General features: G+C 66.2%; 18 protein-coding genes and 1 tRNA gene. 11 read left to right on the top strand and 8 right to left on the bottom strand.

Annotated features, from left to right (window positions below; translation table 11 throughout):
* Positions 1–83 precede the first annotated feature (83 nt).
* On the bottom strand, positions 84–1,172 hold the full coding sequence (locus tag ACZ1II_RS07950; protein WP_465145939.1) for a COX15/CtaA family protein: 1,089 nt from the start codon (positions 1,170–1,172) through the stop codon (positions 84–86).
* 112 nt (positions 1,173–1,284) lie between these two features.
* On the opposite strand from ACZ1II_RS07950, the gene ACZ1II_RS07945 reads away from it, so the two are divergent.
* The 4 genes from ACZ1II_RS07945 (at position 1,285) to ACZ1II_RS07930 (ending at position 3,535) form a co-directional block, all read left to right on the top strand.
* Entirely contained in the window at positions 1,285–1,656 is a 372-nt protein-coding gene (locus ACZ1II_RS07945) for a MerC domain-containing protein (RefSeq protein WP_465145938.1), read from the top strand.
* A 52-nt stretch (positions 1,657–1,708) separates the two neighbouring features.
* Entirely contained in the window at positions 1,709–1,921 is a 213-nt protein-coding gene (thiS, locus tag ACZ1II_RS07940) for a sulfur carrier protein ThiS (RefSeq protein ID WP_465145937.1), read from the top strand.
* A gap of 57 nt (positions 1,922–1,978) precedes the next feature.
* A complete protein-coding gene (locus tag ACZ1II_RS07935; RefSeq protein WP_465145936.1) occupies positions 1,979–2,767 on the top strand; it encodes a thiazole synthase in 789 nt (262 codons plus the stop codon).
* Positions 2,768–3,007: 240 nt separating this feature from the next.
* Positions 3,008–3,535, top strand: coding sequence for a hypothetical protein (locus tag ACZ1II_RS07930; RefSeq protein ID WP_465145935.1), 528 nt, complete (start codon positions 3,008–3,010; stop codon positions 3,533–3,535).
* A gap of 39 nt (positions 3,536–3,574) precedes the next feature.
* Here ACZ1II_RS07930 and ACZ1II_RS07925 read toward each other — a convergent pair whose 3' ends face one another.
* On the bottom strand, positions 3,575–4,072 hold the full coding sequence (locus ACZ1II_RS07925) for an MmcB family DNA repair protein (RefSeq protein WP_465145934.1): 498 nt from the start codon (positions 4,070–4,072) through the stop codon (positions 3,575–3,577).
* 159 nt (positions 4,073–4,231) lie between these two features.
* Between ACZ1II_RS07925 and ACZ1II_RS07920 the strand changes: the two genes are divergently transcribed.
* Positions 4,232–4,308: transfer RNA gene (locus ACZ1II_RS07920), tRNA-Arg, on the top strand.
* Between the two features lie 39 nt (positions 4,309–4,347).
* Here ACZ1II_RS07920 and ACZ1II_RS07915 read toward each other — a convergent pair.
* From ACZ1II_RS07915 to ACZ1II_RS07905, 3 genes are read right to left on the bottom strand one after another with little or no spacing between them, the layout of a single operon-like run.
* Entirely contained in the window at positions 4,348–7,608 is a 3,261-nt protein-coding gene (locus ACZ1II_RS07915) for an error-prone DNA polymerase (protein WP_465145933.1), read from the bottom strand.
* On the bottom strand, positions 7,605–9,101 hold the full coding sequence (locus ACZ1II_RS07910; RefSeq protein WP_465145932.1) for a Y-family DNA polymerase: 1,497 nt from the start codon (positions 9,099–9,101) through the stop codon (positions 7,605–7,607). Before ACZ1II_RS07910 ends, ACZ1II_RS07915 begins: the two co-directional genes overlap by 4 nt.
* Positions 9,025–9,759, bottom strand: a complete 735-nt coding sequence (locus ACZ1II_RS07905) for an ImuA family protein (RefSeq protein ID WP_465145931.1) — start codon at positions 9,757–9,759, stop codon at positions 9,025–9,027. The genes ACZ1II_RS07910 and ACZ1II_RS07905 overlap by 77 nt, the downstream gene beginning before the upstream one ends.
* 314 nt (positions 9,760–10,073) lie before the next feature.
* Between ACZ1II_RS07905 and ACZ1II_RS07900 the strand changes: the two genes are divergently transcribed.
* On the top strand, positions 10,074–11,168 hold the full coding sequence (locus ACZ1II_RS07900; RefSeq protein ID WP_465145930.1) for a TauD/TfdA family dioxygenase: 1,095 nt from the start codon (positions 10,074–10,076) through the stop codon (positions 11,166–11,168).
* A 78-nt stretch (positions 11,169–11,246) separates the two neighbouring features.
* Here ACZ1II_RS07900 and fabI read toward each other — a convergent pair whose 3' ends face one another.
* The 3 genes from fabI to ACZ1II_RS07885 all read right to left on the bottom strand — a co-directional run bounded on the left by fabI (position 11,247) and on the right by ACZ1II_RS07885 (position 14,285).
* A complete protein-coding gene (gene fabI / locus ACZ1II_RS07895) occupies positions 11,247–12,050 on the bottom strand; it encodes an enoyl-ACP reductase FabI (RefSeq protein WP_086490790.1) in 804 nt (267 codons plus the stop codon).
* On the bottom strand, positions 12,047–13,060 hold the full coding sequence (locus tag ACZ1II_RS07890; RefSeq protein ID WP_465145929.1) for a YihY/virulence factor BrkB family protein: 1,014 nt from the start codon (positions 13,058–13,060) through the stop codon (positions 12,047–12,049). Before ACZ1II_RS07890 ends, fabI begins: the two co-directional genes overlap by 4 nt.
* A 262-nt stretch (positions 13,061–13,322) precedes the next feature.
* Positions 13,323–14,285 carry a DnaJ C-terminal domain-containing protein gene (locus ACZ1II_RS07885; protein WP_465145928.1) on the bottom strand — a complete coding sequence of 321 codons (963 nt, stop codon included), beginning with the start codon at positions 14,283–14,285 and terminating at the stop codon, positions 13,323–13,325.
* A 166-nt stretch (positions 14,286–14,451) separates the two neighbouring features.
* Here ACZ1II_RS07885 and pdxH point away from each other — a divergent pair, with 166 nt between their 5' ends.
* From pdxH to ACZ1II_RS07860, 5 genes are all read left to right on the top strand, one after another.
* The gene (gene pdxH, locus ACZ1II_RS07880) at positions 14,452–15,069 is read left to right on the top strand and encodes a pyridoxamine 5'-phosphate oxidase (protein ID WP_465145927.1); all 618 of its coding nucleotides are present in this window, start codon (positions 14,452–14,454) and stop codon (positions 15,067–15,069) included.
* 8 nt (positions 15,070–15,077) lie between these two features.
* A complete protein-coding gene (locus ACZ1II_RS07875; RefSeq protein WP_465145926.1) occupies positions 15,078–16,007 on the top strand; it encodes a cation diffusion facilitator family transporter in 930 nt (309 codons plus the stop codon).
* A 263-nt stretch (positions 16,008–16,270) separates the two neighbouring features.
* Positions 16,271–17,005 carry a sterol desaturase family protein gene (locus ACZ1II_RS07870; protein ID WP_465145925.1) on the top strand — a complete coding sequence of 245 codons (735 nt, stop codon included), beginning with the start codon at positions 16,271–16,273 and terminating at the stop codon, positions 17,003–17,005.
* Positions 16,972–17,421 carry a DUF2141 domain-containing protein gene (locus tag ACZ1II_RS07865; RefSeq protein ID WP_465145924.1) on the top strand — a complete coding sequence of 150 codons (450 nt, stop codon included), beginning with the start codon at positions 16,972–16,974 and terminating at the stop codon, positions 17,419–17,421. The genes ACZ1II_RS07870 and ACZ1II_RS07865 overlap by 34 nt, the downstream gene beginning before the upstream one ends.
* A gap of 88 nt (positions 17,422–17,509) precedes the next feature.
* The gene (locus ACZ1II_RS07860; protein ID WP_465145923.1) at positions 17,510–18,328 is read left to right on the top strand and encodes a PAS domain-containing protein; all 819 of its coding nucleotides are present in this window, start codon (positions 17,510–17,512) and stop codon (positions 18,326–18,328) included.
* Positions 18,329–18,330: the final 2 nt, after the last annotated feature.

Raw genomic sequence — 18,330 nt, 5'->3', positions numbered from 1 at the left:
AAGGCGGCCAAATCGTCGAAACCGGCCTTCAAGTCAAGCAGACTGCGGGTTTCCAGAGAGGTAAAATAATACCTCAATCCCGCTCACATGCCGAGACCGACCTGATCGCGGCGGCCGAGGCAATGCGCGCCCCAGACCGTCGCGGCGACCAGCAGCGCGCCGCAGAGCTGGTGCGCCACGGCCAGCCAGAGCGCCACGCCCGACCACACGGCGAAGATGCCGAGCAACACCTGAGTGCCGAAAGCCGAATGCACCGCGATCGAGGCAAGGCGGGCATGGCGGGCCTTGAGGCGGCGGCCCATGACCACCAGCACTGCGACCACGGCCCAGGCCCACCAGCGATGGACGAAGTGCGTCAGGAAGGGATCGTTGACGAGCGCATGGAGCGCACCGCCCGCCCATTCCACGCCTTCGGGGAAGAACGTGCCCTGCATCAACGGCCAGGCGTCCATGCTGAACCAGCCCATGCCTGCGACATAGCCCGCGCGCAGGCCCGCGACCATGGCGCCCATGAAGAGCTGGAAGAACAGCATGCCCAGCGCGATGGCGCTGAATCGGGTCAGACGGGCCGGGGCCTGACCGCGTCGCAACTCGCGAAGGTCGAGCGCCGTCCAGACAAGACCACCCAGCGTCGTCAGCGCCACCAGCAAGTGCGCGGCGAGGCGGAAGTGATTCACCCGGTCGGCGGCCTCCGGGGTCAGGCCCGATGAAACCATCCACCAGCCCACCACGCCCTGAAGCCCGCCCAGCGCCAGCAGCGCGATCAGGCGCGGCTTGTAGCCCAGCGGGATCGTGCGCTTGTACCAGAACCACGCCAGCGGCAGCGCGAAAGCCAGACCGATCACACGGGCCAGCAGGCGGTGGACCCATTCCCAGAAGTAGATGAACTTGTATTGCGCCAGGGTCATGCCTGCCGGGCCGTTGACGTCGATGTACTGGGGAATCTGCTTGTAGCGGGCGAACTCGGCCTGCCACTGGGCATCGGTCAGCGGCGGGATCGCGCCGGTCAGCGGCTTCCACTGGGTGATCGATAGCCCGGACTCGGTCAGCCGGGTAATCCCCCCGACCGCGACGATGAGGACGACCAGCGCAGCCACGAACAGCAGCCAGCGAACCATGGGGGCGATATCGTCGGCTGTGCCGAGGATGGGACGACCGTCAGAAACTCTCATGGCGCAAATCCCTGCGAGCTTGCGACGAAATGCGCAAGAGGCGCGTCGATCGAATGTTTCGTCATACGGTCAGGGCTTGATGAATGTTACAACGTCACATACATGGACATCCATGCGTACCGCCATCATCGCGATTCGAAACCGGCTGGACCGGGCAGGTATCCTGCTCAGCGGTCTTTGCGCGATCCATTGCGTGCTTGGTGTGTTCTTCGTCGGCTTCCTGGGCCTTGGCGGTGAAGTCTTGCTTTCGCCGGAAGTTCACCGCGTTGGTCTGGTGCTGGCGCTGGTGGTCGGCGTGGTCTCGCTGGGCTTCGGCGTCATGCGCCATGGCCGCGTCGCGCCGCTGGTGATCGGCGGCCTCGGTCTGGCTCTGATGGCGACGGCAATCGCGGTCGGTCACGGGCTGGCGGAATCGATCCTGACGATTATCGGCGTTGCGCTCGTCGCCTTCGCGCATATCCGGAACCTGCACCGCGCGCATTGAAAAGTGCCGTTTTGGCGCTTTCCAAATCGATTCTCTGCGCTATCTGCGGCCCATGGCTGCTGAACTCTCCCTCACCGTGAACGGCGAACCGCGCCGCGTGGCACCCGGCTCGTCGATCGCCGACCTCGTTGCCGGGATCGGCCTCGATCCCAAGAAGGTCGCCGTCGAGCACAACGGCGAGATCGCCCCGCGCTCGACCCTGGCCGATGTCCCGCTGTCCGATGGCGATGTGCTGGAGATCGTTCACTTCGTCGGCGGCGGCTAAGTTTTTCTGCGCTGTTCGCGCGCGCCCACTTTCCTGAAATGCCCGTTCCCCGAAAGGATGCGAACCTTGACCGATACCGCTGATACCTGGACCGTTGCTGGCCGAACCTTCCGCTCGCGCCTGATCGTGGGCACCGGCAAGTACAAGGATTTCGAGCAGAACGCGGCTGCGGTCGCGGCTTCGGGCGCGGAAATCGTCACTGTCGCGGTACGCCGGGTCAATGTCTCGGACCCCAAGGCGCCGATGCTGACCGACTACATCGATCCGAAGAAGATCACCTACCTGCCCAACACCGCAGGCTGCTTCACCGCCGACGACGCGATCCGCACCTTGCGTCTGGCGCGCGAGGCGGGCGGCTGGGATCTCGTGAAGCTGGAAGTGCTGGGCGAGGCGCGCACGCTCTATCCCGACATGCGCGAGACGCTGAAGGCCACGGAAATCCTCGCGAACGAGGGCTTCCTGCCGATGGTCTACTGCGTGGACGATCCGATCGCCGCGAAGCAGCTTGAGGAAGCCGGTGCCGTGGCGGTCATGCCGCTTGGCGCGCCGATCGGCTCGGGCCTCGGCATCCAGAACAAGGTCACGGTCCGCCTGATCGTGGAAGGGGCCAAGGTTCCCGTGCTGGTTGACGCGGGCGTCGGCACGGCCTCCGAAGCCGCCGTGGCGATGGAACTGGGCTGCGACGGCGTGCTGATGAACACTGCCATCGCCGAGGCGCGCGATCCGATCCGCATGGCCCGCGCGATGAAGCTGGCGGTCGAAGCGGGCCGCGATGCCTACCTCGCCGGACGTATGGCGCAGCGCCGCTATGCCGATCCGTCCAGCCCGCTCGCCGGACTCATCTGAATTTTTGCAGGCCGCGATTTCTTCGGATCGGCCTTCTCCCTGGCGGGAGAGGGCCGATTTCCGCGCAAAAAGTGCGGGAATCGGTATCTTTCAAACTGTCCCGAATTGAAATCCTGCATGAATCTTGCCGGAATTACGGGGGACAAACCTTTGCGCAGTTAAGGCTGTAGCAACCCATGTGGCAGAAATTGGTTTTTGTGACAGGGAGGATAGTCCTTCCGTGTCACGAGGATCAGGACCATGACTCACACGGGAAAGGCCAGCATCACCATCAGCGAACTGCGGGAGTTCGCCAGCTTCACGCCCTGCGAGCAGCGCTACATCCGTCGCAGCCTTGACGTGGGGCTGGGCCGACAGGATGCGCTTGGTCTCTGGGCGCGTGACGGCGCCGAGGCCACCTCGATCCGAAAGCAGTACGAGGCCTATGCCGACCTTACCGCCCTGCGCGACATGCGGCCCGACGAATTCGGCTTCGACGATATCACCGTGTTCATGGGCAAGCTCGTCCATGTCGCCGCCTTCGATCTGGCGCAGGACCGCATCGAATCGTTCTCGGCGTTCCGCTTCCTCTACGAGCGCCTGCTGGGTGGCTGGGCACGGCCCTGGCTGCCGGGGGCTTTCTGCGGGGCCTCGGCGCTGCCCCAGATCCGGCCGGAGCGGCGCAAGATCCTGCTCCACTCGATCAGCGAAGCGGCAGCCACCGCCTCGGGCTGGTCGGAGCGCGAGCCGTCGTTTTATCCGGAATGGATCGAGAAGGAAGTCGCCTGACTTGTACCGCGATCCGGAGTCTCGGCTCCGGATCGCCTCTCAGTTTTCGCTGCCCCATTGCTGGGTCTGAGGATCGCCCAGAGTGACGAGCCGCCGGAGTGACGCGCGGGCGAGGCGCTCGGTCTCGACCTTGCGGCGCGCTGCGGCCAGCTGGCGCAGCGGGGCAGGGCGCAGGATTTCCGCATCGTAACCGTCGGCGACGATCACGCCGCACTGCTCGGGCAGGAACGGCTCGGTTTCCAGCGGCGCGCGGTCCAGCGAGGGCGGCAGGCCCCAGTAGAAGCGGTCGCAATAGTCGAGATAGTCGGTCCACTTGCCGTCGCCCAGCAGGTCCGCCCGTGAAACCTTGATCTCGACGATGATGACGTGGCCCTTGGCATCGATGCCCATGAGGTCCGCCCGCCGCCCGCAGCGCAGCGGCATTTCCGGCAGGCACCAGATGTCGTTGCGGGCAAAGAGCCGCCCGATTCCCCGAGCGACGTCGGCAGCGACGAAGGAAGTGAGCGGCGATGAGAGGGGGGAATCAGCTTCGGCCATGGCAGCATCATAAGAACATATAGGGAACTTTCAAGCCGTGGATGGCGTGGGCTCGTTCGCCTTGGCGATATCCCGAAGAAGGTTTTCCCAAGCCTATGATGCGATGGATGGATTTGGCGCTGGCAACGCCGCTCATGCTCTGCTAGTCGCCCCAGCACTGCACCCGTAGCTCAGCTGGATAGAGCGCTGCCCTCCGAAGGCAGAGGCCACAGGTTCGAATCCTGTCGGGTGCACCATTTTTCTCCCATGATTGAAGTTCCGCAAGGCTTGTCGACTCAATGGAAGTCGCGCGAGCGGGGCAGGATGCGCACGTTTCGCGGATGCTGGGGGCGCACGACCTCGTCTGCGCTGGAGAGTTGCGGCTGGGTCTCGTGGTCTTCGGAGAGGCGGGCGAGTTCCGGCGTGCGGTCGTGGATGCGCTGGGCCATCAGGTGGACGACGCCTTCGGGGCTGCGCTGGACTAGGCCTTCCACCACCATCAGCCGGGCCGCCATCACCGGGCGGCGGTAGATCTCGAACAGCCTTTCCCAGATCACCACGTTGGCGATGGCGCCTTCGTCTTCCAGGGTGACGAAGATCGCCTTGCCTTCGCCCGGTCGCTGGCGGACCAGCACTACGCCCGCGACTTTCACCCGCTTTCCGGCTTTCGCTTTTGCCAGTTCGGCGCAGCTCAGCACACCTTCCGCCGCGAAGTGCGGGCGCAGGAAGTCCATCGGGTGGGCTTTCAGCGAGAGGCGGGTGGTCTGGTAGTCGGCGGCGACTTGTTCCGACAGCGGCATGGCGGGCAGGGCGGCGGGTGGTTCTTCGCCCAGTTCGCGGGCGCGGGCGGCGGCGAAGAGGGGGAGTTCGCCGCTGGGCGTGCGCCGCGCTTCCCAGAGGCCCTCGCGGCGGTCGAGGCCGAGCGAGCGCAGGGCGTCGGCATCGGCCAGCAGGTTGAGCGCGCGCTGCGGCAGCTCGGCGCGGCGGGCGAGGTCTTCGAGATTGGTGTAGGGGCGATGGTCCTTGATTGCCTCGGCCCAGTCCTCGCGGAAACCGTGAATCTGGCGCAGGCCGAGGCGCAGCGCGAGTTGGTCTTTCGCGTTTCGCTCCAGGGTGCAGTCCCATTCGCTGTGGTTCGCGTCGGCGGGACGCACTTCCACCCCGTGCTCCTGCGCGCAGCGGACGATCTGCGCCGGGGCGTAGAAGCCCATGGGTTGCGAATTGAGCAGGGCGGCGGCGAAGACGGCGGGGTAGTGATGCTTGATATAGGCCGAGACCCAGACCAGCCGCGCGAAGGCGAGGGCGTGGCTTTCCGGGAAGCCGTAGCTGCCGAAGCCTTCGATCTGCTTGAAGCAGCGCTCGGCGAATTCCTTGGCATATCCGCGCGCGACCATGCCGCCGACCATCTTGTCGCGGAGGGAGTCGATGGTGCCGACATTGCGGAAAGTCGCCATGGCACGGCGAAGCTGGTTGGCTTCGATATCGGAGAAGTTCGCGGCGGTGATGGCGAGCTTCATTGCCTGTTCCTGAAATAGCGGGACGCCCATGGTTTCACCGAGCACGCTGCGCAGTTCGTTGGGATCGTGGGGGGGAGCCGGAGAAGGAAACTCCGGTTCTTCGATGCCCTGCCGCCGCCGCAGATAGGGATGGACCATGTCGCCCTGAATCGGACCGGGACGCACGATGGCGACCTGAATTACCAGATCGTAGAATTTCACCGGCTTCAACCGAGGCAGCATGTTCATCTGGGCACGGCTCTCGACCTGGAAGACGCCGATGCTGTCGCCCTTCTGAAGCATCTCGTAGACCGCTTTGACGTGGGGAGGGTTGTTCCTGTGATCCTTCTCGTCACCCGGTACCGAGTTCAGCTGGTACTGGCGGCCAATGTGAGTCTCGATCATTTCGAAAGCCTTGCCGATGCAGGTCAGCATGCCGAGCGCCAGAATATCGACTTTCATCAGGCCGATCGTGTCGATGTCGTCCTTGTCCCACTCGATGAAAGTGCGCTCGTCCATGGCCGCGTGATGGATCGGCACGGTCTCGTCGAGCCGGTCCTGAGTCAGCACGAAGCCGCCGACGTGCTGCGAGAGGTGGCGGGGGAATTCCAGAATCGCCTCGGTGAAGCGATTGACCCGCGCGATCGTCGGGTTGTCGGGATCGAGTCCGGCTTCGAGGCAGCGGTTGCGGTCGTATTTCGCGGCGTAGCTGCCCCAGACGGTGCTGGCGAGCCGGGCGGTTACGTCCTCGCTCAGGCCCAGCGCCTTGCCGGTGTCGCGGGCGGCGCTGCGCGAGCGGTAGTGGATCACCGTGGCGGCGATCCCGGCGCGGTCGCGGCCGTAGCGCTTGTAGATGTACTGCATCACCTCCTCGCGCCGTTCGTGCTCGAAATCGACGTCGATGTCCGGCGGTTCCTTGCGCTCGGTGGAGATGAAGCGGGAGAACAGCAGGGTGTGCTTTACCGGATCGACGGCGGTGACGCCGAGCACGAAGCAGACCGCGGAATTGGCCGCCGATCCCCGGCCCTGGCAGAGGATGCCCTGCCCCTGCGCCCACTGGACGATATCGTGGACGGTGAGGAAGTAGGCGGCGTAGCCCTGCTTGCCGATGATCTCCAGTTCCCCGGCGAGCAGTCCGGTCAGCTTGTCGGGAATGCCTTGCGGATAGAGGTTGCTGGCCCGGCTCCAGACCAGCTCGGTCAGCCAGCCCTGCGGGGTGTAGCCGTAGGGGACGGGTTCATGGGGGTAGGTATAGCTGAGGTCGTCGAGCTTGAAGGCGATGCCGTCCATGAAATCCCGGGTGGCGGCGATGGCTTCGGGGGCGGCGGCGAAGAGGCGGGCCATTTCGGCGGCGGGCTTCAGGTGCCGTTCGGCATTGGTGGCGAGGCGGCGACCGGCGGCCTGCACGGTGGTCTTCTCGCGGATCGCGGTCATGACATCGTGGAGGGGGCGCGCTTCCGGCTTGTCGTACTGGGCGTCGTTGATGGCGATCAGCGGAACGCCGGTCATGGCCGCCTGTTCGCGTGAGGCCGCGAGGCGGCGGGCATCGCGGCCCTGTCGCAGCATCGTCGCGCCGAGCCAGACTTTGCCGGGCGCGGCATTCGAGAGTCGGCGCAGGAGGTCGTCGGAAGCCGGGGTGGCGACGATCAGTTGCATGTCCTCCAGGAAGGTGAGCAGGTCGTCGAGGTGCAGCACGCAGTTGCCCTTGGTGGTGCGCAAGTTGCCGGTGGTGAGCAGGCGGGTGAGGCGGCCCCAACCGTAGCGGGTGGTCGGGTAGGCGAGGATTTCCGGGGTATCGTCGGCGAAGACCAGCCGCGCGCCGACCATCAGGCGGAAATCGGGCAGGGTCTCGCCGTCCGCTTCGGCCTTTTCCGCGAGCTTGCGCAGCGCGGCGAGGGCGCGGGCGACGCCGGACACGGTGTTGCGGTCGGCAATGCCGATGCCGGGGTGGCCGAGCCCCATCGCCGTGATCGCCATCTCGCCCGGCGTGCTCGCCCCGCGCAGAAACGAATAGGCGGTCGTCGTCGCGAACTCGACATAAGGAGGCGGCCCCTCGCTCATGCGAAGACGCCGTGGAGATACCAGCGCGGATCGGTCTTCTCGCTGCCATAGAGGCCGTGGCGGAACAGCCAGAAGCGGCAGCCGTCTTCGTCCTCGATCCGGTAGTAGTCGCGCGTCGGGCCGCTGGCCTCGACCGTCTTCCACCAGGGATAGGCGATGCGTTCGGGGCCTTCCTGCCGCACGACCCGGTGCTGCCTGCCCTGCCAGCCGAACCGGCGCGGCGGGCCGTCGGGTACTTCGGCAAGGACGGTTATCGGCTGGGGCGGGTCGAATAGGAACAGCGGGCGCAGGGGCGGCTCGCCCGCTTCCGCCAAGGGCCATGACTCCGGCCGAGACGCGGCGGGCACGAGCCGATCGGCATATTCGGGCAAGTGCTCGTCGCGCGGGGCGAAGCGGTGGAGGCATTCGGCGCCGAAGCGGACTTGCAGGCGGTCGAGCAGGGGGGCGAGGTCGGGCCTGCCGGAACTGTCCTCGTCCAGCCGCTCCTGCCCTTCGGAAAGGTCTTCGTGCAGAGGGACGGAAAGGCGCAGGAGGTCGTAGCCGAAGCCCGGATCGAGCGGGTCGGCGAGCGATTCGATGCGCTCGCGGAACAGCCGGACGACATCGGCGGGGTCGCGCAGCGGCAGGCCGCTGTCGACGGCGAGGCGGGCGACATGACCGTCGGTGCGGAACAGCGAGACTTCGTAGCGCCGCCCGCCGCGTCCGCGCGCGACCAGCAGGTTCCGCGCCTCTCCGGCCAGCCACGCGATCACCCCGAGCAGGGGTTTCACCGTGGCCATCGGCTCGGCGAAGCGCTGCTCGACCCAGATCGGGGGCAGGGTGCGGTGCGGGGTTATACGCCGGTCCTGCTCCTCCAGCAGATGGGCGAGGGCGACCGACATGGCCTTGCCAAAACGGGCGGCCAGCGGCGCGCGGGGGCGGTCGGCGAGCTGGCCTATCGTGCGCAGCCCGGCGCGTTTCAGGGCGAGATGGGCGTCTTCTCCGAGGCCCAGCGCGGCCACCGGCAGTTCGCGCAGGGAACGCTTGCCGAAACGGGCGAGGGCGAGGGCGGCATCCGGGGTTCCGGCACAGGCGGCCAGCGGGTGGAAGCCGAGCCGGGAGAGGCGGCGTGCGAGATCGTCCAGCACGCCGCTTTCGTCCATGGCGAGGCTGTCGAAACATCCGGTGAGGTCCAGCACCAGCGCGTCGTCGCCTTGCGGGGCGACCATCGGGGTATAGCGCTCGCAGGCCTCCACCAGCCGCAGCAGCAGGGCGCGGTCGGCTTCGGGGCGGTGCTCCAGCGCGGCGAGATCGGGTTCCTGCGCGCGGGCGTCGGCCAGCATCATGCCTGCCGCAAGGCCGCGTTTCAGCGCGGCGGGGGAGAGCGCCATGATGCGCTGCGCTCCGCGCTGCTTGGCGATGAGGGCAAAGGCCGCGTCAGGCGGCGCTGCGCCTTCCCGCATCGCCCGTTCGGACGGCAGGAAGGGCAGGACGACCGCGAGGTAGCGGCGCACGGAAGACGCCTTTCTCACGATCCCATTCCAGTTGCAGGTTGAGTCCTTCCCGCCCGCCGCGCTGGCGCAGCAGGGTCACGTCGAACACCGGCCCTCCCGGTGCATCGGCAGGCAGGGGCATCGAGGGGGCGCTGGCCACCTGCCAGCGGCTATGGGCGGCGCTGGGGGCGGGATCGGCGCCGCTGCGCACGATCAGGACCATGGTGCCGCTCTGCTCCGCCGCCAGCGCGAGGCGGCGCGAGGCGGTCAGGTCGAAGGCCGGGGCGCGGCCGTCCACTTCCAGGACCACCGTGGCCGCGCCGCCGTGGCGCACGCAGTCCACGCCCGCGCGCAGCAGGCTCTGGAGGTCGGGCAGGCGCATCAGCACGATCGCGGCGGGGTCGATGCCGAGTTCGGCCAGACCGGGAGCATAAGGGCGCTGCCGGGCCTGCTTGCCCTTGGCGAGTCTCAGCCAGAGCAGTGTCTCCCCTGGCTGTCGCGCCTGCACCGCACAGAGAAGGGCGAGGGCGAGGGGCGGGGCCAGCGCGGCGCTGCCGTCCTGGCCTTGTGCCGCGTAGAATTCATGCACGCCGTCCTGCTGCAAAGGTGCGTCCGGCCAGCCTTCCGGAGAGGTCTGCACGAGGCTCGCGGCCCGTTTGAAGCGACTCGAATCGAACATATGTTCGTTTTATGTTCTATTCTTGTCTCATGCAATCGAGGGATGGAAATCGGTCGGCTGGGAACCGATTGCGACCTATAAATCCCCGTCGCCCCCGCGAAGGCGGGGGCCCCGCTTTTCTTGCGCCATGGAGATAAGAAAGCGGGGTCCCCGCCTGCGCGGGGACGACGGGGTGATGGGGGCGAGGTGGTGCTGTCCTGAAAGGCAAGGACGCAGGAGGGAAAGGTTTCGGGCATCGCTTGCCAAGTCAGCCTGCGCTAATCCGCCTAGGGTCCGGCGCATAGCTACAGACCCAAAAGAAGGACCCACGAAGCATGGCCAGTTCCGCTCCCGCGCCGCTGGAGGCCGTCCCGCCCGTCACTACCGCTGCCGCCTGGCGGGGCGACCGGCTGGTCGGAACCGACGAGTGGATCTACCTGCTTTCCGAGGCGCAGGTCTCCGAGTTGGAGATGCTGGGCGCCCGTTTCCTCGCCGAGAATCCGGACTTGCGCACGGTCACGGCCGAGGAATATCCGCTGGTCGCCTGCGCCGATGCGGTGAAGTCCTGGGGTGAGGATGTCGATTACGGGCGCGGTTTCGTGCTGGTGCGCGGGCTTCGTACCCAGCTCTATTCGGATGCGCTGTCCAATGCGATCTATTACATCCTCGGCCTGCACATGGGCGATCCGATCCGCCAGAACGAGATGGGCGACCTGATCGACCACGTCTACGCCACCAGCGACAAGACCATGGACGATCCCACCGCACTCTCCTCCAAGGTGCGCGACAAGCTGGTCTATCACTCCGACAGTTCGGACATCGTCGCGCTCATGTGCCTGCGTCCGGCCAAGGAGGGGGGCCTCTCCTGCCTCGTCTCCGGTGCGGAGATCTACAACGAGATCCTGCGCCGCCGCCCGGACCTGGCGCCGCTGCTGCTCGAACCGTTCCACTGGGACTGGCGCCGTCAGGACCACAATGCGCCTGCGGACACTTATACCTCGCCGATCGTCAGCCTCGTGGACGGGGTGTTCTCGATGTATGCGGGCTCGCTCTATATCCTCACCGCGCAGGAATACGAGGGCGTGCCCAAGCTGACGCCGGAGCAGATCGAGGTGCTCGAACTCTTCGACACGATCACGTATGAGGAAGGCATGGCCATCGCGATGGATTTCCGTCCCGGCGACATCCAGTGGCTGTCGAACTATGCCGCGCTCCATTCCCGCACCACGTTCTGGGACTGGCCCGAGCCGCAGCGCAAGCGGCACCTCCTGCGCCTCTGGCTGAGCCGCGATGCCGGTCGCCCGGTGGTGGACGGCTTCGGCAAGAACGGCGTGGTGCAGGTCCGTCAGGCCCCGCGCGACGGGCAGGCCGAGCATCCTGACGCGCATTTCGATGTGTTCTCGGTCTCGGTGCCGCGCTTGATGAGTTGAGTGCGGACGCCTTTGCGGCACACAAGAAAAGGGCCGGGAGTTTCCTCCCGGCCCTTTTCGTATTCGGAAAGCCGCCGATCAGCTCAGCGCGATGTCCGGCGCGTCTTCCTGCTTCATGCCGACTAGGTGGTAGCCCGAATCGACATGGTGGACTTCGCCGGTCACGCCTGCGGACAGGTCCGACAGGAAGTAGAGCGCCGAGCCGCCCACGTCCTCGATCGTGGTGTTGCGGCGCAGCGGCGAGTTCAGCTCGTTCCACTTGAGGATATAGCGGAAGTCGCCGATGCCGCTGGCAGCCAGCGTCTTCACCGGACCTGCCGAGATCGCGTTCACCCGGATGTTCTGCGGGCCGAGATCATTGGCGAGATACTTCACCGAGGTTTCCAGCGCCGCCTTGGCCACGCCCATCACGTTGTAATGCGGCACGACCTTCTCGGCGCCGTAATAGGTCAGCGTCAGGATCGAGCCGCCTTCGCGCATCATCGGCTCGGCACGCTTGGTGACGGCGACGAGGCTGTAGGCCGAAATGTTCATCGTCATCAGGAAGTTGTCGAGGCTGGTGTCGACATACTTGCCGCGCAGTTCGTTCTTGTCCGAGAAGCCGATGGCGTGGACGACGAAGTCGATCGTCTCCCAGCGCGCCTTCAGCGTCTCGAACGCGGCATCGAGTGCCGCCATGTCCGAAACGTCGCAATCGATGAGGAAATCGCTGCCGAGGCTTTCCGCCAGCGGCTTCACGCGCTTGGCCAGCGCATCGCCCTGATAGGAGAAGGCCAGCTCGGCGCCCTGTTCGTGCAGCTTCTTCGCGATGCCCCAGGCCAGGGACTTGTCATTGGCAAGGCCCATGATCAGGCCGCGTTTACCCTGCATCAGACCGGTCATTCTTGTTCTTCCTGTACTTCGTTGTTCTGTGCAGCGGCGCTGCTTTTCCCGCCTGAGCCCCCGGCAAGCATCTCCTGCTCCTCGGGACTGACGGTAAGGGCGGCGTTGAGTTCCGCGCCCGCGACCATCCCTAGTCCGACAAGCCAGAAAAAGAAAAGCGCGATCATCACTCCGGCGAGACTTCCGTACGTCAAATCGTAAGCGATGAAATTGCGCAACACTTTCGGCAGCAGCCAGGCGGCGCCCAGCCACCAGGTCGCGACGAACAGCGGTCCCGGCCATTTGGGATAGAGTCTTGCCTGATAACGGCTTGGCGTCAAAAGAAAAAATAGCGCGTAGAGCGAGGCGAACAGGGTGCCCGCCGTGACCGCGCGGGACACGCCGATCTGGTAATTGAACGCCTTGAGCGCCGGAAACAGCGTCAGCAGCACGTCCTCGATCAGCGAAATCAGCACTTGCGACGACAGCGAAAGCAACAGCAGCAGCACCGATCCGAAGATCAATCCGCTCGATGCCAGTCGGTTTCGCCAGAATTTCAGGCTCTTGGTGGTGCCGTAAGCGCGGTGGAGGATGTCGCGGATGGTCTCGATCAGGCTGGTCGCGGTCCACAGGCCCAGCACGCCGCCGATCCACAGCAGCCAGCCATGCCGCGCCGCCACGGCATCGCGGGCGACCGGGGCAAGCGCTTCCTCGACGCGCGGCGGCAGCGAATTGAGCACCGCGTCGATCGCGCTTTCCAGCTGCCCCTGCTCGCCCAGCGCCGAATAGATCGCGGCAAGGGCGATGAAGAAGGGGAACAGCGCGACGATCGTCATGTAGGCGAAGTTGCCGGCGTGGATGAAGCCGTCTTCCCAGGTTCCGGCGAGGACGCGCTTGACCACGAGATAGGCGCGGCCGGAGGGATCGGGCCGGGGGAAGCGGTCCTGCATCTCCTGCCAGCGCAAGGCCGCGCGGCGCCGGTCCTCGGGCGTTATCGCGGCGGGTGTTTCTGGCGGCGGAGCGGCTTTCACCGGGCCGAGATAGGCGCTGCGGGCAGGATGTTCAAATTTTGAAGTGCGTTAGGGCCGCGGGAGTCTAAGCGCATTTGCCTGCCGATGATGCAGATCGACATCTGAGTTGGCCGTAACCACCTCCGTCATCCCCGCGAAGGCGGGGATCCCGCTTGTTCTTGCGGCGTGGCTTGAAGGAAGCGGGGCCCCCGCCTTCGCGGGGGCGACGGGATTGAGGGTTGTGAGTGGAGGTCTTCAGCCGGAAGGCTCAAGCCCCCTCCCGTCAGATTCCCAGCTTGGCGCGCACGTCGCGCGAATCCTTCCAGCCTTCCAGCCGCTTGGCGAGGTCGGCATCGCCCTCGGGCAGCACGATCTGGAGGCTGATCAGCAGGTCGCCGCGCGTGCCGTCCTTGCGGGTCATGCCGCGCCCCTTGAGGCGCAGGACTTTGCCCGAGCTGGCCCCGGCGGGAACCGAGAGCATTACCGCACCGGCAGCCGTGGGCGCCTTGACCTTGCCGCCGTTCAGCGCTTCGTCGAGGGTGATCGGCAGGTCCACGCGCAAGTCGTCGCCGTCCTGGCGGAAGAAGGCGTGGGGCTGGATCTGGATGGTGACGATGGCATCGCCCGCGCCGCCGGGGCCAGCCTCGCCCTTGCCGGCGAGGCGCATCTGGGTGCCGTCCTCCAGCCCGTTGGGCAGCTTGAGGTCGATGGTCTTGCCGTCGGACAGGGTGATGCGCTGGGGCTTCAGTTCCGCCGCGTCGGGCAGCGGGACCGAGAGGCGATAGTTCACGTTGCCGCCGCGCGGCGCGGCGCGGGTGCGGGTTCCGCCCCCCATGCCGCCGAAGCCACCGCCGCCGCGCTGGCCGCCGCCGCCGAAGATGCCGCCGAACAGGTCTTCCAGGTCGATCCCGTCATTGCCGCCGAACCCGCCCGAGAAGCCGCGCTGCCCGCCGGGGCCACCGCCGAATCCGGCACCGCCGAATCCGCCGCCCCCACCGCCGAATCCGCCGAAGCCCATCGGGTTGCCTTCGGCGTCGATCTCGCCGCGATCGAACTTCGCCCGCTTGTCCTTGTCGGAAAGCAGGTCGTAGGCGCCGGTCACTTCGGAGAAGCGTTCCGCGGCCTTGGGATTGTCCTTGTTGGTATCGGGATGAAGTTCCTTCGCCAGCTTGCGATAGGCGGACTTGATGTCCTTCTCGCTGGCCGTGCGCGATACGCCAAGGGTGGAATAAGGGTCTGCTGCCATGGCTCTCTAGCTAGGTGCGGACGAGCCTTACGGCAAGCGGTGCTTTTCTCCTTATGACAGCGCGTCTATGCACCGGCCATGTGCCCGCAAGTCATCGGGAATTTCCGGTGCGGAGCATAAGGGCATGACCCTATGAATCTCATGCAAAGTTCGTCAGGAAATGCAGATGGAAGCTGAACAGGCCCGCGAAGTCATCCCCCACGGCGATCCGTTCGCCCTGTTCAAGGCCTGGTACGACGAGGCGCGCGAGACCGAACCCAACGATTCGAACGCCATGGCGCTCGCCACCGCGACGCCGGACGGCCTGCCTTCGGTGCGCATGGTCCTGCTCAAGGGCTATGGGCCGGAAGGCTTCGTGTTCTACACCAATGGCCATAGCCGCAAGGGGCAGGAGATCGCGGCCAATCCCCACGTCGCCCTGCTGTTTCACTGGAAGAGCCTGCGCCGCCAGATTCGCATCGAGGGTCAGCTGACGCCGGTGACCGCCGAGGAAGCCGACGCCTACTTCCACTCGCGCGCCCGCGATTCGCAGCTGGGCGCGGTGGCGTCGGACCAATCGGCCCCGCTCGACAGCCGCGAGACCTTCCTGTCGCGCTACGAGGACGTTCGCGCCCGCTTCGGCGAAGGCGAGATCGAGCGTCCCGCGCATTGGACCGGCTACCGCGTGGTGCCCGCCGCCATCGAGTTCTGGCAGGATCGCCCCTATCGTCTCCACGAACGCCGCCGTTTCGTGCGCGCCGATGATGCGGCGGGCGGCTGGGTCAGCTCGCTGCTCTATCCCTGAGGCCGCTCTTGCACGAACACGCCCACCTCACCCGCAGCGCCGCTTTCGCCAGTATCGGCGTGGCGGTGCTGCTGCTCGGCCTCAAGGGCTGGGCGGCATGGTCCACTGGATCGACGGCGATGCTCGGCAGTCTGGCCGACACCACGCTCGATCTCGTCGCCAGCATTGCTACCCTGCTCGGCGTCTGGATCGCCGCCCAGCCTGCGGACGACAAGCACCGCTTCGGCCACGGCAAGGCCGAGGCGATCGCGGCGATGTTCCAGATCGTGCTGATCTCGATCTCGGCGCTGGCCATCGCCAGCCGCGCGGTGGAGGAATTCCTCGCCGAAAGCCGGGTGGAGAGCGCGGAGAGCGGCATTGCCGTCTCGGGCGTGGCGATCGCGCTGACTCTGGCGCTGGTCGCCTGGCAGCGCCATGTGATCCGCAAGACGGGCAGCATCGCCATCCAGACCGACAGCGTCCATTACCAGTCCGACCTCCTGCTCAACGTGGCGGTGATCGTGGCGCTGGTGCTGGATCAGTATGCGGGGCTGAAAGGTGCCGATCCGCTGTTCGGTCTCGGCATCGCTGCCTGGCTCGGCTGGGGGGCCTGGAATGCCTCGCAGGATGTGCTCGACCAGTTGATGGACCACGAGTGGCCCGAGGAGAAGAAGGATCGCTTCCTCCAGGTGCTGGCGCGCCATCCCGACATTACCGGCGTCCACGACCTGCGCACGCGCACTTCGGGCAACCGCGACTTCGTGCAGTTCCACGTCTGGGTCGATCCCGAGATGACCGTGCGTGAGGCGCACCGGGTGATGGACGAGTTGGAGCACCGGCTCGCCGCGGAATTTCCCGATACCGAGATCCTGATTCACCCCGATCCCGAGGGGCTGGTTGACGAAGCAGGGGCAGCGGGGCTGGATGTGCTGCCACCGATCCGGGTCTCGCTGGATTGATCGCGCGAAACAAACCTCGCACTTACTAATCTCGTCGAAACAAACGCGCACTAACTAGCCTCGTCGCCCCCGCGCAGGCGGGGGTCCCGCTTTCTTTTCTACCCTCTCGCCATGGCGCAAGAAGCGGGATCCCCGCCTTCGCGGGGATGACGAGAAGGTGGGACCGAAAATACGGATAAGCCGTTATCCGGCTGCTCAAAACCTGACCACCCCTCACGAAATTCGGCTGGCCTCGATCCCGCTCCCAGAGCATAAGCCCTTAGATGCCAGCGATTTCCGGTCCCGGTCTGTGGGCGCTCTGCGTTTCCGCCGTCACGATGACGGCGATCGTCGGCCTGCGCTATCTCGGCACATCCGGACTTTTCGCGTGGATCACCGCGCGGGCGAGGCCGGGGCTGTACAAAGGCATGGACCGCCAGATTCGCGGCGAGATCGGCTGGTCGCTGGCTTCCTCGGCGATCTACGGCATTCCGGCGGGCGTGGTCGCCTGGGGCTGGCAGGCGCATGGCTGGACGCTGATCTACAGCGATCCCACCGCATGGCCGCTATGGTGGATGCCGGTCTCGCTGTTCCTCTACCTGTTCCTGCACGACACCTGGTTCTACTGGACCCACCGCTGGATGCACCGCCCCCGCGTGTTCCGCCGGATGCACGCCGTCCACCACGCCAGCCGACCGCCCACGGCCTGGGCGGCGATGAGCTTCCACCCGCTGGAAGCCGTGACCGGGGCCGTCGTCGTCCCGGCGCTGGTGTTCCTGGTGCCGATCCATGTCGGCGTGCTGGGACTGGTCCTGACCATCATGACGGTCATGGGAATCGCCAATCACATGGGCTGGGAGATGTTTCCCGCCCGCCTCGTCCACTCGCGTCTGGGGCATTGGCTGATCACCGCCAGCCACCATCACCGCCATCATGAGCTCTACCGATGCAACTACGGCCTCTACTTCCGGTTCTGGGATCATCTGTGCGGCACCGACCGGGGCGTCTCGGCGCCCTGACTCTGCTGATGGCGGCACCGCTGGCGCTAGGCGCGACGGGTGCGCAGTCGGACGTGACCGCCTCCATCACGGGCCTGCGCTCGCAGAAGGGCCAGATTCTCGCCTGCCTCACCACCGACGCGCGGACCTTTCCGAACTGCGACAAGGACCCGCAGGCGCGCAAGCTGACGGTTCCGGTCAGCGGCGAGGTGCGGCTCGATTTCGGGCGGGTTCCAGAGGGGCGCTACGCGATCTCGCTGATTCACGACGAGAACGGCAACGGCAAACTCGACACCGCGCTGATGATTCCCCGCGAGGGCTTCGGCTTCTCGCGCGATGCGCCGGTACGGATGGGGCCGCCGCGCTTCGACAAGGCCGCCTTCGACGTCGGCGCCGAGAACACCCGTATGACGATCAAGATGCGCTATCTGCTGTGACGCTATCTGCTGTTATGGGGGCGCAGCGGGCTTAAACTTTATTTCACCGTGCCCCGTCACAAGGGAGCGACGACCAGCAGGGGGCATGATGGACAGGGTGCACGGCGAATTTTCCGATAGGGATGAGGCGATTACGGCTTCTTCCGGCAGCGACCGCGCGGACGCGACGCGCCCGGCGGGCAATGAGCGCCGGATGCAGGTGCGCGCCTACAATTTCTGGGCGAGCCTGCTGGGCGACCGGGCTTTCCCCGACGCTGCCGATCTCGACCCCGCCAGCCTGCCCGATTTCGGCCCGCACGGCGTGCTGCTCGACTTCTCGGACGGGGTGGAGAACCCGGCGATCGTCTGGCTCGGCGCGGCGCTGGCCGAGGAATGCGGCGCGGCGGGAGCGATCCAGCGGCTTGACGACGTACCCAGCCGCTCGCTGCTGTCGCGCATCACCGATCACTATATGCAGATTCTGGCGAATCAGGCTCCGGTCGGGTTCGAGGCGGAATTCGTGAACCGGCACGGCGCGACGATTCTCTATCGCGGCATCCTGCTGCCGTTCTCGCGCGATCAGCTCGCGATCGACTGCATCTACGGGGTCATCAACTGGAAGGAGCAGGGCGCTTCTGCCAGCACCGAGCCGACTTCGCAGGACGATTCCGCCCCTCTCGACCGTCCTCTGCTGCCGCGCGAATCCGCGCTGCTCACCGAATGGGCGGACGGCCCGGCAGACGGCCTGCCCGCAACCGCAGAGGCCCTGCGCGCGCTTCCGCCCCGCTCGCCCGACGAGTTTGGCCGCTCCGGCGAATTCACCGTGCTGGTCGCGCGGCGCAATGAGGCGGGCGAACTGGTGTTGCTGGGCGAAGTGGCGGACGACGAAGCCCTGCTCGACCGCGCGGCGCGCCACCTGCTGGCCTGAAC

The sequence above is a fragment of the Novosphingobium sp. BL-S-20 genome, from assembly GCF_055521635.1.
Note: the sequence above shows the minus strand (reverse complement) of the source record. Positions and strands in the feature narration are given on the sequence as shown.

Coding starts and splice junctions, on each gene's coding strand:
- ACZ1II_RS07900 (WP_465145930.1), top strand. CDS start 10,074: ATGGCCAGTTCCGCTCCCGCGCCGCTGGAGGCCGTCCCGCCCGTCACT.
- ACZ1II_RS07930 (WP_465145935.1), top strand. CDS start 3,008: ATGACTCACACGGGAAAGGCCAGCATCACCATCAGCGAACTGCGGGAG.
- thiS (WP_465145937.1), top strand. CDS start 1,709: ATGGCTGCTGAACTCTCCCTCACCGTGAACGGCGAACCGCGCCGCGTG.
- pdxH (WP_465145927.1), top strand. CDS start 14,452: ATGGAAGCTGAACAGGCCCGCGAAGTCATCCCCCACGGCGATCCGTTC.
- ACZ1II_RS07905 (WP_465145931.1), bottom strand. CDS start 9,759: ATGTTCGATTCGAGTCGCTTCAAACGGGCCGCGAGCCTCGTGCAGACC.
- ACZ1II_RS07870 (WP_465145925.1), top strand. CDS start 16,271: ATGCCAGCGATTTCCGGTCCCGGTCTGTGGGCGCTCTGCGTTTCCGCC.
- fabI (WP_086490790.1), bottom strand. CDS start 12,050: ATGACCGGTCTGATGCAGGGTAAACGCGGCCTGATCATGGGCCTTGCC.
- ACZ1II_RS07945 (WP_465145938.1), top strand. CDS start 1,285: ATGCGTACCGCCATCATCGCGATTCGAAACCGGCTGGACCGGGCAGGT.
- ACZ1II_RS07915 (WP_465145933.1), bottom strand. CDS start 7,608: ATGAGCGAGGGGCCGCCTCCTTATGTCGAGTTCGCGACGACGACCGCC.
- ACZ1II_RS07860 (WP_465145923.1), top strand. CDS start 17,510: ATGGACAGGGTGCACGGCGAATTTTCCGATAGGGATGAGGCGATTACG.
- ACZ1II_RS07950 (WP_465145939.1), bottom strand. CDS start 1,172: ATGAGAGTTTCTGACGGTCGTCCCATCCTCGGCACAGCCGACGATATC.
- ACZ1II_RS07885 (WP_465145928.1), bottom strand. CDS start 14,285: ATGGCAGCAGACCCTTATTCCACCCTTGGCGTATCGCGCACGGCCAGC.
- ACZ1II_RS07935 (WP_465145936.1), top strand. CDS start 1,979: ATGCGAACCTTGACCGATACCGCTGATACCTGGACCGTTGCTGGCCGA.
- ACZ1II_RS07925 (WP_465145934.1), bottom strand. CDS start 4,072: ATGGCCGAAGCTGATTCCCCCCTCTCATCGCCGCTCACTTCCTTCGTC.